Origin of the sequence: Allopontixanthobacter sediminis (genome assembly GCF_009828115.1) — a bacterium.
Taxonomy (GTDB): domain Bacteria; phylum Pseudomonadota; class Alphaproteobacteria; order Sphingomonadales; family Sphingomonadaceae; genus Allopontixanthobacter; species Allopontixanthobacter sediminis.
This window is the reverse complement of the sequence record NZ_WTYL01000003.1, coordinates 140145-153266: the sequence shown is the minus strand read 5'-3', so window position 1 is coordinate 153266 and position 13122 is coordinate 140145. Positions and strand designations below refer to the sequence as shown.

Sequence of the window (13122 nt, the reverse complement as noted above, 5' to 3'; positions counted from 1 at the left end):
TTACGGACAGCTGAAGCAGCACGGTTGCTGAATTGCTACACGTGTCCGCGCCAGGGGCAGCCCGTGAAATACGGGCGCCGGATCACTCCGGTGCGCCGCCCGATCCCATCTCGTCCTTGGGTTCTTCACCCTCGGGACGGGTTTCGAAAACCTTGTCCACGATACCGAACTTCATCGCTTCGTCAGCTTCGAGGAAGGTGTCGCGGTCCATCGCCTTTTCGATCTCTTCCAGGCTGCGCCCGGTGTATTTCACATACAGATCGTTCATGCTCTTCTTGATCCGTAGGATTTCGCGGGCCTGGATTTCGATGTCAGACGCCATCCCGCGTGCGCCGCCGGAGGGCTGGTGGACCATGATCCGCGCATTGGGCAGCGCGACTCGCATGCCCGGTTCACCCGCTGCGAGAAGGAAGCTGCCCATACTGGCAGCCTGTCCCATGCAAACGGTGGAAACCCGCGGCTTAATATATTGCATCGTGTCGTGGATCGCCATGCCCGCCGTCACCACGCCGCCGGGCGAGTTGATATACATCGAGATCGGCTTCGAGGGATTTTCGCTCTCGAGAAACAGCAGCTGCGCAGTAATCAATGACGCCATGCCGTCTTCCACCTGGCCGGTGACGAACACGATGCGTTCACGCAGCAGGCGGCTGAAGATATCGAAGCTGCGTTCGCCCCGGCTGGTCTGCTCGACCACCATCGGCACAAGCGCACCGGTTACCGGGTCCTGGGAGAACTGGCCCTGCGTTCCGTAAGTTTCGCCGGAGGTGCCAAACAGATCGATCATGAGAATCCTTAAACCTTGCGGGAGATGACCGCTTATGTCGCGACTGCGCAGCCGATGTTCAAGGGCGTTAATCCTGACCGGTGGAAAACCTGGTTGCGCGAGGCCAAGCGCCAGCGTGGGAATTCGTCAGAGGTTGCTCGCTGTACGTGATATCCGCACTCCGTCACGGGGCCGGCGGGTCGCTGACAAGCGGGCGCTGCACCGAGAGATTGCATGATTGATCCGGGACACTGGAATAAGGAACGTCGTTAACGCTCAACGGTATTTTTCTGGCCGCTTTCGATTTCCTTCTGAAGGAAGTAATTCAGCGCGGTCCGGATTGCTGCGATCGCAGCCAACTGACCGATTTCCGACCAGCTTGGCGCGACCGCGGTCCGCAGGATATCCGCTCCGAGCAGCAATTCCAACGCCAGTGCCAGCCAGCGGCCCAGACGTAACCTGATCTCTTCCTTGACGTTATGTGCCTGGTCGGCGGAACTGTTCCCGCTGTGTCCCGAAACCGAAAAGAGGAGGCGGATCACCGCTTCTGCCACCGCATAGGCCACGACCACCGCGGCGATTCCTTCGACTGCGAGGGACACACCCAGGCTCATCTCGCGGAGCCAGACTTCGATCATCACGGTTACCCTATCCTGCTGCGCCCGAAAATAGGAGCCGGGCCAATGCGATAGAGATTATAACCAAAACGGCCCCTCCCGCCAGATGCGGAAAGGGCCGTCATACGGAGGAGATGGCTGCCGGCTTCGCCGCCCGCAAGACCTACCTTATTTTTTTGGCGGGAGATTTCTTCGCAGCCGGCTTTTTCGTCGCTGCAGCCTTGGCCGGTGCTTTCGCTTCAGCCTTGGGTGCCGCAGCCTTCTTTGCCGGAGCCTTCTTGACTTCGGGCTTATCGACAGGCTTGGCTTCGGTCTTGGGGGCGTCAGCCTTGGGCGCGGCAGCTTTCTTGGCCGGAGCCTTCTTCGAAGCTGCTTCCTTGGCCCGCTTTTCGTCCGTTTCCGATGTCTTGGCAGCTGCTTTCTTCGCGGCCGGCTTCTTCGCCGCCGCCTTCTTGGCAGGCTTGGCATCGACGGTTTCTTCCGCCTCGATCGCCGCTTCCAGTTCCTCGCGGGTTACTTCCCGCTCGGTAACGTCAGCCTTGCCGAACAGGAAATCGACCACCTTGTCTTCGTACATCGGCGCACGCAGCTGGGCAGCTGCCATCGGCTCGTTGGCGATGAACTGGAGAAAGCGCTCGCGGTCTTCATTGCGATATTGTTGGGCGGCCTGCTGGGTCAGCATCGCCATTTCCTGCTGGGTCACTTCGACGCCGTTCTTTTGCCCGATTTCAGACAGCAACAAGCCGAGGCGAACGCGGCGTTCCGCGATATGCCGGTAATCGTCCCGCTCGGATTCGATTTCCTTCATCGCCTTGGCAGGATCTTCGTCCTTGGCGGCTTCCTGTTCCAACTGCGCCCAGATCTGATCGAATTCAGCGTCGACCATGCCCTGCGGCACTTCGAAATCGTGGCCGGCCGCCAGCGTATCGAGCAGCTGACGCTTCATCTGCGTGCGGGTCAGGCCATTGGTTTCCTGCTCGAGCTGGCCGCGCAGCAGTTCCTTCAGCTTGTCGAGGCTCTCGAGACCGAGCGACATGGCGAATTCATCGTCCGCCTTGCTTTCGGTCTCGGTCTTGACCTGCTGGACGGTGATCGCGAACTGCGCGTCCTTGCCCTTGAGGTTTTCGGCTGGATAATCTTCGGGGAAGGTAACCGTGATGGTCTTCTCGTCGCCGGTCTTCACGCCCGTCAGTTGTTCTTCGAAGCCGGGAATGAACTGGCCGGAACCGATTACGAGCGCGGCGCCTTCGGCCTTGCCGCCTTCGAATTCCACGCCGTCGACACTGCCGGTGAAATCGATGATCAGCTGGTCGCCATCAGCGGCCTTGTGGCTCTTCGGCGCGTCCTTGTAGCTTTTCTGCTGGTCGGCGATGTTCTTGATCGCCTCATCGACCTGGGCATCACTGACTGGAACGGTCAGCCGCTCCAGCTTGAGGCCGTCCAGTTCGGGCAAGGCGACATCGGGAAGGATTTCGAGCGAGACATTCAGCTCGGCGTCCTTGCCTTCCGTATAGCCTTCTTCGAGATCGATGCTCGGCTGCATCGCGGGACGCAGCTTCTTTTGCTGCATCAGCGAATCGATCGATTCGCGGATCACGTCATTGACCATCTGCGCATGCAGTTGCTCGCCATGCATCTTCTTGACCAAATTGGCCGGAACCTTGCCGGGGCGGAAACCGGGCATTTTGACCTGCGGGGCAATCTTCTTCACCTCGGCATCGATTCGCGAAGCGATATCGGCGGCGGGGATGGTGAGCTTGTACGCGCGCTTCAGCCCGTCACTGGTGGTTTCTTTGATCTGCATGAGGTGCAACTTTGCCTTTATAGAATCTTTTTCAACGGTCCCGCTTACGTACCCAACGGTCGGCGTCTGGTGCGGGCGAAGGGACTCGAACCCCCACATCTTACGATACTGGTACCTAAAACCAGCGCGTCTACCAATTCCGCCACGCCCGCGGGGCCCAAACGACGCCGCAGTGGCCAGACTTCGCAGTCTTGCCTACACGGACAAGCCAGCGCCCTTAAAAGGCCGCGCGCAAAAGGGCAAGCGCGGAACAGGCTGCCCGCCGCTTCGTTGGCTGGATGGAAGGAATAAAGCGATGAACATCGATCAGTATGGAGCCGTTACCGCAGCGACCCAGCCGGGGCAACAGCCGGACGAGGTCAACCCGGACCAGGGCGGCGACACCGTCAACCCGCAGAGTCCGACCGAATTCCCGCCGGGCCGAGAGGATATCGACGAACCGCAGCCCGCCCAGCCCGACATTACGCCCCCGCCGCTTGAAACGCCTCCGCCGCCCGATTGAGGCGTAGCATAACGTAAAGTCTCATGTTGCCTGCCCCGCGCGCAGCTAATAAGGGGCAGCGCATGAGCGAAGAAAAAAACCCCGAAGCCGCCCCGGAAATCGTTTCCAACGCCGAGACGGATCCAAGCGACGTGCCGCCCGACCGGTTATCGGTAAACCCGCGCAGCAACCTGTTCGACGAAGAAAAGCTGCGCCGCGGCGTCGGCATTCGTTTCAAGGGCGTCGAGCGCACCAACATTGAGGAATATTGCATTTCCGAAGGCTGGGTGCGGGTGCAGGCTGGAAAATCGCTTGATCGGAAGGGTCAGCCGCTGACCATCAAGCTGACCGGTCCCGTGGAGGCTTGGTACGAAGATCTAGGCGAAAATCCGCCGGTCGCGAAAGCCTGAATTTAAGCGCAATTTAACGTTCGTAGCGGGCGATCGCTTCGCGGACCGGGTCGGACCGAAGCCGCGTTTTATCGCCGCTGGTTACCGACGTCCGCGTTAATACTGGCGAAGCAGGAATGCTCATGTCGGCGAACGCGTTGTCGAACTGTTTCGAGACTGCCGCGCGGCCCGCTCGGGGGTTCGATGCTTGTGTGAGCCGGGTTGCAGCAAGCGGCGGTTTATCGGCGTCCTTCAAAGTATTGTTGTAGATAAATCCGCGCACCGGCCATGCCGTGGCTCCGACGGCTTGCAGAGGATGATACCAGACCCGCACCATGCTCCAGTCGTTAGCAGGCGAGACGTCAACCGCGCGGACATCGCGCTCGATCTGACCGCGACGCCCGTTGATCGGCGACCAGTTCGAATGGCTGATCAAGACCGTGCGGTCATCGATAATCCTGCTGACCGCCGCGACATGGCCTAGTGTCATGTTGCGGTGCGGCTGGAATGCCATCACGGCGCCGACTTGCGGGCGGTTGCCTCGCTGGTACTTTCCTTCGGCCTGCGCCCACCAGCTATGGGCATCTCCGTATATCCGGATCCCGGAAAGTTCTCGCGCGAACGGAACACATTGCAGATAGGGCGGTAGTTCGGTGTCTGAACTGGCGTCCGCCTGATTATGGAACCCGACTGCTATGTCTGCGGAAGATTCGGCGGCGGCGACCGCGGGAACGGACATCATTGCGCCTAATGCGAACAGGGAAAACGACAATTTCATGCCGCCACCCTGCCAATTTTTGGTTAGGATCGACCTGCCGGCTAAGGTTAACAGGAATTAGCCATGACCTCCCGCTGCGGCGATCGAACTTGCCAATTGACCGTGAAAGGCCCACCTGCCCCGCAATGTTACCTCAAGTCATCATTATCGGCCGGCCCAACGTCGGCAAATCGACGTTGTTCAACCGGCTGGTCGGCAAGAAACTGGCGCTGGTCGATGACCAGCCCGGCGTTACGCGCGACCGCCGGTCGGGCGATGCCGAAATTGCGGGTCTGAAATTCAAGATCGTCGACACCGCCGGGTGGGAGGATGACGATCCGGAAAGCCTGCCCGGGCGGATGCGCAAGCAGACCGAAATCAGCCTGATCGGCGCTGATGTCGCGCTGATGGTGATCGACGCCCGCGCCGGGATCACTACCCTGGACCAGGAAATCGCGCTGTGGCTGCGGGGACAGAAAGTCTCCGTTGTGATGGTTGCGAACAAGGCTGAGGGCAAGTCTGCCGAGCCGGGTATCTATGAGAGCTACGCGCTCGGCTTCGGTGACCCAGTGCCGATTTCCGCCGAACATGGCGAAGGAATCTCGGACCTCTTCGGCGCCTTGTGGCCGCTGATCGGCGAGAGTGAAGAACGCATCGCCGTCGAAAACGCATTCGAGGCCGAACAGTTGAAGGTTGCGCGGCAGGCTGCCCGTGACGCCGCCGAAGAGGCTGGCGAGGAATACATCGAGGAAGAGGTGGTCAAGGGGCCGCTGAAACTCGCCATCGTCGGTCGTCCGAATGCGGGCAAGAGCACCCTGATCAACCGGTTGCTGGGCGAAGACCGGCTGCTGACCGGACCCGAAGCAGGGATTACCCGCGACTCGATTGCGGTCGACTGGAAATGGAACGATCCGAAGACCGGCGACGTGCGCGACATCCGCCTGATCGACACCGCCGGAATGCGCAAGCGCGCCCGCGTGGTCGAAAAGCTGGAAAAGCTCGCGGTGCAGGACGCCAAGCTCGCGATCGACTTCGCCGAAGTCGTGGTGCTGCTGCTCGACGCGACGCAGGGCCTGGAACACCAGGACCTCAAAATCGCCAGTCAGGTGCTCGAAGAAGGCCGCGCCCTGATCATCGCAATCAACAAGTGGGATGTTGCCGAAGATGCCAGCGGCCTGTTCAACGGCGTGCGCCATGCGCTCGACGAAGGCCTGGCGCAGGTCAAGGGCGTGCCGCTGTTCGCGGTGTCCGCGCGCACCGGCAAGGGGCTGGACACGATGCTGTCATCCGCCTTTGAAATACGTGCGAGCTGGTCGAAGCGCGTGCCGACCGCGGCGCTGAACCGCTGGTTCGACGACGCGCTGGAAGCCAACCCGCCGCCCGCACCCGGGGGCAAGCGGATCAAGCTGCGCTACATTACGCAGGCAGGCACGCGCCCGCCCCGTTTCGTGGTGTTCGGCAACCGACTCGACATGCTGCCAACCAGTTACGAACGCTATCTGGTAAACGGGATACGGAGATCGCTTGGATTTGACGCGGTGCCGGTGCGGGTCACGCTGAAGGGCAACAAGAACCCCTTCGATAAAAAGAAATAGCGGCGGAGCCGGCGCGACCGGTAACGGGTGGTTGCTGGCCCGCGATCTTCAGTCCTCGCCGGCCGCCTTGCTCTGTAGCTGGACGTAATTTTCGAGACCCATTCGCGCGATCATGTCGAACTGCTTCTCGAGGAAGTCGACGTGTTCTTCTTCGCTTTCGAGAATGCGGGCAAGGATTTCGCGGGTCACGTAATCGCGGACGCTTTCGCAGTATTCGATGGCATCCTTCAACAGCGGGATTGCTTCGTGTTCTACCGCGAGATCGGCGCGGAGGATTTCCTCGACCGTCTCGCCGACCTTCAGCTTATGGATCGCCTGGAAATTGGGCAGGCCATCGAGAAACAGGATACGCTCTGCCAGCGTATCGGCGTGCTTCATCTCGTCGATGCTCTCGTGCCGTTCGTACTCGGCGAGTTTGTGAACTCCCCAATTGTCCAGCACGCGGTAATGCAGCCAATACTGGTTGATCGCGGTCAACTCGTTGGTGAGCGCCTTGTTCAGATACTCGATGACTTTGGCGTCGCCCTTCACGCGAATTCTCCTTGCTGCGAATGCGAACGATTTATGCGCGCCTCGGGATGCGTTGGCAAGGCTTCGGCCTACGATGAGCGCCGAAAAACCGCAGAAATCCGCCAGTTGCGAGTGATTTGCGTTAGTAGTGCCCTATTCCGCGTAGACCGGTTCGAAGGCCAGTTCCCGCTCTTCAAACAGGATCGCTTCGGCATCGTCAAGGCAACTGCCGCAATTGGGACGCTTGCCCAACGCGGCATAGGCGGTCTCGGCATCGCCGCCGGAATGGCGCGCAACCCGGCGCAATTCGCATTCCCTGATCGCATTGCAGACGCAAACGTACATGCACAAATCTCCACGCGAGTCGCCGAACGACTGGACATAGAGTTACTGCGACTTAGTCGCAATAGCAAGGTGATTTGTCATCGGCGCAGTGCAAACAATTTTCCGTAGGTGAGACAGCGCCACAGCCATTCCAGCGGTCCATAGCGGAACCGTTCAAGCCAGGGCTTCGACCACAGCAGCATCAACGCCCATGTCATTGCGACCACCAGATACAGTTCCGGCCGGCCAAGTTGGCCGTAAAGTCCGCCCGCCCAGCCGTGAAACACCAGCAGCATGACAATCGAAGTGCCGAGATAGTTTGAAAACGCCATCCGCCCGGCGGCGGTCACCCGTTCCCCCAGCCAGCCGGTCGCCGCTGTGGGGGCCCAGAGCGCCAACAAGGTGAGCAGCCCCAGCACGGCGGCCAGCCTCGGCAGGGGAGAAACGCCCATGAACGCTGCCAACGTACCCCAGTAAGTGAAGCCTTCACCCATGGCCCACAGGGCGATCGGCAGCGTAAGCGCGCTTCCGACAATCAGCCCGGCCCAGCCCCACAACCGCATCTTTCGCCGGTCCATCTCGCCGCCAAACAACCCCATCCGGTAGAGCGCCATCCCGATCAACATCAGCGGAAAAGTTTCCAGCCCGAAGATAAACAGCATCGTGAACGGATCTGTCCCGTGCTCGGTGAAATTATGGCCTACATAGTCGGCGTAGCTGCCGCCGCGGATAATCGCCGTTTCGCTCACGCCTTCCGCGATGTCCGTTTTCTGCTGGGACGCCAGCTCGTCGCGCATTTCGATATATGAGGGCTGATTTCCCAACTCGGTATCGGCCACCAGATAGGGCAGGAACATCGCGCCGAGGAACATGATCGCCCCGACGGCATATCCCAACAGGCCGATAACCAGCTGGGTTTTCGCCTTCCATCGAAGGCATGCCATGGCGACGAAGCCGACAACGGAATACAGCACCAGGATGTCGCCCCGCCAGATGAAGTAGAAATGGATCAGTCCGAAGCCGAAAAGCCAGAACAACCGTCTCGCCTGGAGCGAGCGGGTGGCACCCCTAGCCCACGCCTTTTCCATGAACAGCATCATCCCGGCCCCGAACAGGAGCGTGAACAACCCCCGCATCTTGCCGTCAATCAGAACGAACTGCACGACCCATAGCCAGTCCGAAAACTCGCCGTGCGGAACCTTGAAGGCCGCAGGGTACATATAGGCCGCCCACGGCTGGCCGAAGGCGACGATGTTCGCCCACAGGATTCCCATAACCGCGATCCCGCGGATGAAATCGAGGCTCACCAAGCGGTCGGTCGCGGGAACAGTTCTGGCTTCGGCCTCGTCCGGTGTAGAAGCTCCGCTGGCCATTTCGTGCGTTGTATCCATCAATGCCCCCCTGATCACGATTACCGGCTTAGCATTACCGGACAGCGGGGCAAGACGGCTTCGCCTAACGCGTCACCAGGCAGCTATGGCCGGCTCGCTTGAGACTCGCGCAGGCCTGATTGGCGGCGGCTTGGCTCGGATACCCCCCGGCCAACAGCCTGGTCAGATTGCCCGCTGAAACCAGCAGACGGGTTCGCCCCGCCAGTTCGCTTCGTGATGACAGCTGGCGCCACAGCTTTTCCGCATTCCCGCCGACTGAAAATGCACCGAGTTGAACCTTCCACACGCCATTCGGGGCAGCGGGCGGTTTGGAAGCCTGCGCGGTGCGGACCGGGGCTTTCTGCGGGTCCGGTTCTGGCGTGGACGCAGCCGCCTGGCGGGCAGGCCGGGCATAGTCCGCACCGGCATTGGCGGGATTCTCCGTACCCGTTGCTTGCGATGCGGCCGAAATCGCATCCCGGGCCGCTTCGGCGGAAGACTGTGCCGATGCGGAGCGAATCGGTGTCGCGGCAGGTGGTGAGGGTACGGCCGCGACGGCGGCCGGCGCAACCGATTGGCTTGGCATATCCGCGCCGAGGTCGGCTGCGGCCAATTGCGCCGAGCGCGCGGCATCGGCGTCGCGATTGAGAGCCTGCGCCAAGGTCTGAGCCTGTTCCCGCTGTTCGCGCGGAATGAAGCTGTCCATCTGCTTGATCGCGGGCGCCGCCTGCGGCAGGCCCGCCGAGTTGGACAAGGTCAGCAAGGCATAGGCGCGCACCCAATCCTTGGGCAGCAGGTCCCCGTTGAAATGCGCCAGGCCAATGAGATATTGGGCGCGCGGATCACCGCGTTCCGACGCGGCGGTAAGATACGGCATCGCGGCTTCTCGCCGACCGTCCTGAAACAGCAGCAGCCCGTAATTATCCGCCGCCTTCAGATGGCCCTGCGCCGCAGCCTTGGCATACAGCACTTCGGCTTGTGCCGGATCGGCCTCCACCCCGCGGCCCAGACGGTACGCCTGCGCCAGGTTGAACTGCGCATCGGGATCGCCTTTCGCGGCGGGTTCACGCCATTCACGGACCGCAGCGGCGTAATCACCCGCAGTCCATGCATCGACGCCCGCTTTTACATCCGCCAGCGCTGGCGCTGCGCTGACAGCCGCGCAGAGGCAAAAAGCGTATAAAAAACCACGTGTATCCATCATCGGTCCACAGATCCCATTTTGCACCGGCCGGCCAAGCCGCGGTCCCAGAGCTGCTCCGGCCGCGTAATCGGCCTGTTCGCTGACCTGTCATAGTAAACGACCTGTTAGCAAAGAGTTTCTTTTCCGGTAATTTTTTGGCAGCCAAATCTTGCGCGCCAATCAAGAAGCCCACCCAAAACAGCCAAATATTCATCTTCGGGCGAAACAAGTGCCCGCCAGCGTTAACTCAAAATTAGTTGTATCCTGCGATCTCCGAGGTCGACCCGCAGTGGTGCGGTGACGACATACGGAATTTCAGGGGGATCGCGCTTTGCGTGTACTGGCATTAGCTTCGCAGAAGGGTGGATCTGGCAAGACCACGCTCTCAGGCCATCTGGCCGTCCAGGCGCAGCGCGCCGGAGCAGGACCGGTGGTCTTGATCGACATCGATCCACAAGGCTCGACCGCCGATTGGTGGAACGAGCGGGAGGCGGAATATCCCGCCTTCGCCCAAACCACGGTTGCACGGCTCGCATCCGACTTGCAGATCCTGCGTCAGCAGGGTTTCAAACTAGCGGTAATCGACACGCCCCCGGCCATTACCATGGCCATCCAGTCGGTAATCGGAGTTGCGGAACTGATCGTTGTCCCGACCCGCCCCAGTCCGCACGATTTACGCGCTGTAGGTGCCACCGTCGACCTGTGCGAACGGGCCGGCAAGCCGCTGGTCTTCGTGGTCAACGGCGCTACCCCCAAGGCCAAGATCACCTCGGAAGCCGCAGTTGCCCTGTCACAGCACGGCACCGTTGCCCCCATCACTCTCCATCACCGGACCGATTTCGCCGCCTCGATGATCGATGGCCGCACGGTCATGGAAGTCGATCCCGGTAGCCGCTCCTCCGCAGAGGTTGCCGCCCTGTGGAACTACATAGCCGACCGGCTCGAAAAGAATTTTCGCCGTACCGTATTTGCAGCTCCTAACATGGCCGCGCAGGCTGCGGGAGCAAGCCGTCCCGGTGGCGGCTTCGGTCGCCGCGTTGCTCAGTGAGCACTGGTAGAGCCATCATGAACGAAGCTTCCTTTGCCTCCCTGAGTCCGAATCTGCTCGCCCGCAAGGGCGGTGCCCGGCCAGCCATGCGGCCGCAGCATGGCGGATTGCTCGGCTCGATCGGCTCCGGTTCCGGGACCGATTCCTTTTCGGAAGAAAGCCTGGATGATCTGGGCTGGAACGACATGGGCGACGAACTCGCGCCGCACCAGGACCATGAGCCGCTCAAACTGACGCCGTTTCCGGCAAACGAAGTAACCGCTGCAGAAGCACGCGAACTCGATGAACAGTCCGGCGCAAAGCTGGCGGAATTCGCAGTTTCGAGCAATCCGCTCGGCAATGGCGGCGCGGGCGACGCGCGCGGGCAGCAGGAAGTCCTGGCCCGGCGACTCGAACGCAAATCCCCGCCGATCCTGTCCGACGCGATCATGTCCAACGATGACGAGCCGCAGGATGAACTCGAAGACGGGTCCGAACCGTTCGGCGATGAATCGATCTACGACCTCGGGAATGCCGCCGAGTATATCGCGGAAGCCGACTACGGCCTCGGCGAAAGTGACCTTCAGGACGGCGCAGAAAATCTGGCGGAGTCCAGCGTTGCCGATCTCGCCGGATACGAAGCGCCCCGGATCATCGCAGTCAAGGCGCCGAAGACGGTCCGCACCCGGCGGGTCGCCGCGGTGGATCAGGGCAAACGGGCGGCGTTCACGCTTCGTCTCGATGCCGAACGGCACCTCAAGCTACGTCTGGCCAGCACCATCGGCGGCCGCAGCGCGCAGCAGATCGTGACCGACGCGCTCGATGCTTTTCTGGGTGACATGCCCGAACTCGCCACGCTGGCCGCCCAGGTGCAGCGCAATGGCACCGAAAATAGCTGAACAGGGGACTGACCATGAGCCGATCCGCACATAACGCCCGCTTCGTCACGCTGGCCGTCACGACCGCCCTCGCCACTTCGGCGCTGGGCGGTTGTACGACCACTGCCGCACCGCGCGCCGATATGTCCGCGAGCAAAGCGCAAACCGCGTTGGCCAAAGGGGAATCCGGACGGGCGTTGAACCATGCAGAAGCCGCAGTCCTCGCCGATCCCCGCAACCCCGCATACCGCGCCATGTTGGGCGCGACCTACATGGAGGCCGGCCGGTTCCAGTCGGCGGTGACCAGTTTCAGCGATGCACGCGCGCTTGGCGATGACAGCCCGCGCACCGCGCTCAGCCTTGCGCTGGCGCAAATTGCTGCGGGCGATGGCCGCTCGGCGCACGCGCTGCTGACCGAATACCGGGACGATCTGGATCCGGCCGATCTCGGTCTGGCGTTCGCGTTGTCCGGGGATGCCAATCAGGGTGTGCACATCCTTTCCAACGCGATCCGCAGCGGACAAAGCAATGCCAAGACCCGTCAGAACCTTGCCTATGCTTTCGCACTGAAGGGTGACTGGCGCTCTGCCAGGGTGATGGCAGCAGAAGACGTCCCCGGTAACCAGATCAATGACCGGATCGCAGAATGGGCCAGCACCATCGCGCCCGAAGATACTCATCGCCGCGTGGCAAAACTGCTCGAAGTTCCGGTGGTGGGCGACAGCGGGCAGCCCGTACAACTTGCGCTGGCCAACACACCAAGCACCGAGCAGATGGTAGCCGAGGCAGCGGCCGAACTTCCGGTAGCAACTCCCGAAGCGCCGGCGGTGATGGCTGCCGTCAGCGCCCCGCGCGAATTGCCCGCGCTCGCAAATTACATGGCCGCAAAGGAAGCTGCCGAAGCACCCGCTGTGCGCGAAATCGCGCCACCGGTGGCCCGTCCGCTCGCCGCGCTCGTCCCTGCACGTGCGGAAACCAAACCTGCCAATTTCAGCGATGCATTCGCCTCTGCGGCATCCGCTCCGGTGGCCGCGACCAAGGCGCAGCCTGCTGTGGTCCAAACCCAGCCCGCTCCCCAGAAAGCTCCGGCGCGGACCGCACGAGCAACCGTGAAGCGCGGCGATCACATGATCCAGCTCGGCTCGTTTTCGACCAGGGAACTGGCGCAGCGCGCGATCGGCATCTACGCCAAGCGCTATGCCAATTTGAACCAGTACGACATGATGATCTCGGAAGCCCGCGTGAACGGAAAGACGTATTGGCGCGTCGCGGCTGGCGACATGGGCAAGAGCGAAGCCCGCTCGATGTGCTCGGGTCTTACCGCCCGCGGGTACGGCTGCATCGCCTATGCCGCAGCGACCCCGTTACCCGGATCTGTCGACAAGAGCGTCCGGATGGCCCGCCGCTAGAATTTCTCCTGT

The 13122-nt window shown here is 61.5% G+C and carries 14 protein-coding genes and 1 tRNA gene; 6 read left to right on the top strand and 9 right to left on the bottom strand.

What is annotated here, in order from left to right:
* Positions 1-82 precede the first annotated feature (82 nt).
* From GRI65_RS11535 to GRI65_RS11520, 4 genes are all read right to left on the bottom strand, one after another.
* Positions 83-787, bottom strand: a complete 705-nt coding sequence (locus tag GRI65_RS11535) for an ATP-dependent Clp protease proteolytic subunit (RefSeq protein ID WP_160756723.1) — start codon at positions 785-787, stop codon at positions 83-85.
* Positions 788-1035: 248 nt separating this feature from the next.
* Positions 1036-1404 carry a DUF1622 domain-containing protein gene (locus tag GRI65_RS11530; RefSeq protein ID WP_232844115.1) on the bottom strand — a complete coding sequence of 123 codons (369 nt, stop codon included), beginning with the start codon at positions 1402-1404 and terminating at the stop codon, positions 1036-1038.
* 142 nt (positions 1405-1546) lie between these two features.
* On the bottom strand, positions 1547-3187 hold the full coding sequence (gene tig / locus GRI65_RS11525) for a trigger factor (protein ID WP_160756722.1): 1641 nt from the start codon (positions 3185-3187) through the stop codon (positions 1547-1549).
* 67 nt (positions 3188-3254) lie between these two features.
* A tRNA-Leu gene (locus GRI65_RS11520) sits at positions 3255-3339 on the bottom strand.
* A 143-nt stretch (positions 3340-3482) separates the two neighbouring features.
* Between GRI65_RS11520 and GRI65_RS11515 the strand changes: the two genes are divergently transcribed.
* Both GRI65_RS11515 and GRI65_RS11510 read left to right on the top strand, forming a co-directional pair.
* Positions 3483-3689, top strand: a complete 207-nt coding sequence (locus GRI65_RS11515; RefSeq protein ID WP_160756721.1) for a hypothetical protein — start codon at positions 3483-3485, stop codon at positions 3687-3689.
* 62 nt (positions 3690-3751) lie between these two features.
* Positions 3752-4078, top strand: a complete 327-nt coding sequence (locus GRI65_RS11510) for a DUF3297 family protein (protein WP_160756720.1) — start codon at positions 3752-3754, stop codon at positions 4076-4078.
* Positions 4079-4091: 13 nt separating this feature from the next.
* Here the strand turns inward: GRI65_RS11510 and GRI65_RS11505 are convergent, their stop codons facing one another.
* Positions 4092-4835, bottom strand: coding sequence for a CHAP domain-containing protein (locus tag GRI65_RS11505; protein WP_160756719.1), 744 nt, complete (start codon positions 4833-4835; stop codon positions 4092-4094).
* A 125-nt stretch (positions 4836-4960) separates the two neighbouring features.
* On the opposite strand from GRI65_RS11505, the gene der reads away from it, so the two are divergent.
* Positions 4961-6409, top strand: a complete 1449-nt coding sequence (der, locus tag GRI65_RS11500; RefSeq protein WP_160756718.1) for a ribosome biogenesis GTPase Der — start codon at positions 4961-4963, stop codon at positions 6407-6409.
* Between the two features lie 48 nt (positions 6410-6457).
* On the opposite strand, the gene bfr is transcribed toward der, so the two are convergent.
* The 4 genes from bfr to GRI65_RS11480 form a co-directional block, all read right to left on the bottom strand.
* Positions 6458-6940, bottom strand: a complete 483-nt coding sequence (bfr, locus tag GRI65_RS11495) for a bacterioferritin (protein WP_160756717.1) — start codon at positions 6938-6940, stop codon at positions 6458-6460.
* 132 nt (positions 6941-7072) lie between these two features.
* Complete coding sequence (locus tag GRI65_RS11490; RefSeq protein WP_408609048.1) at positions 7073-7225, bottom strand: (2Fe-2S)-binding protein; 153 nt, start codon at positions 7223-7225, stop codon at positions 7073-7075.
* Positions 7226-7341: 116 nt separating this feature from the next.
* Positions 7342-8634 carry a DUF418 domain-containing protein gene (locus GRI65_RS11485; RefSeq protein WP_160756715.1) on the bottom strand — a complete coding sequence of 431 codons (1293 nt, stop codon included), beginning with the start codon at positions 8632-8634 and terminating at the stop codon, positions 7342-7344.
* A gap of 64 nt (positions 8635-8698) precedes the next feature.
* Positions 8699-9817: an SPOR domain-containing protein gene (locus GRI65_RS11480; RefSeq protein ID WP_160756714.1), complete on the bottom strand. Its 1119-nt coding sequence runs from the start codon at positions 9815-9817 to the stop codon at positions 8699-8701.
* A 310-nt stretch (positions 9818-10127) separates the two neighbouring features.
* Between GRI65_RS11480 and GRI65_RS11475 the strand changes: the two genes are divergently transcribed.
* Genes GRI65_RS11475 through GRI65_RS11465 form a run of 3 tightly spaced genes read left to right on the top strand, consistent with a single transcriptional unit; the run spans position 10128 to position 13110 of the window.
* Positions 10128-10844 (top strand): ParA family protein, encoded by a 717-nt coding sequence (locus tag GRI65_RS11475; protein WP_160756713.1) that lies wholly within the window; start codon positions 10128-10130, stop codon positions 10842-10844.
* 17 nt (positions 10845-10861) lie between these two features.
* On the top strand, positions 10862-11722 hold the full coding sequence (locus tag GRI65_RS15540) for a hypothetical protein (RefSeq protein WP_202391302.1): 861 nt from the start codon (positions 10862-10864) through the stop codon (positions 11720-11722).
* 14 nt (positions 11723-11736) lie between these two features.
* Positions 11737-13110 carry an SPOR domain-containing protein gene (locus GRI65_RS11465; protein WP_160756712.1) on the top strand — a complete coding sequence of 458 codons (1374 nt, stop codon included), beginning with the start codon at positions 11737-11739 and terminating at the stop codon, positions 13108-13110.
* Positions 13111-13122 lie beyond the last annotated feature (12 nt).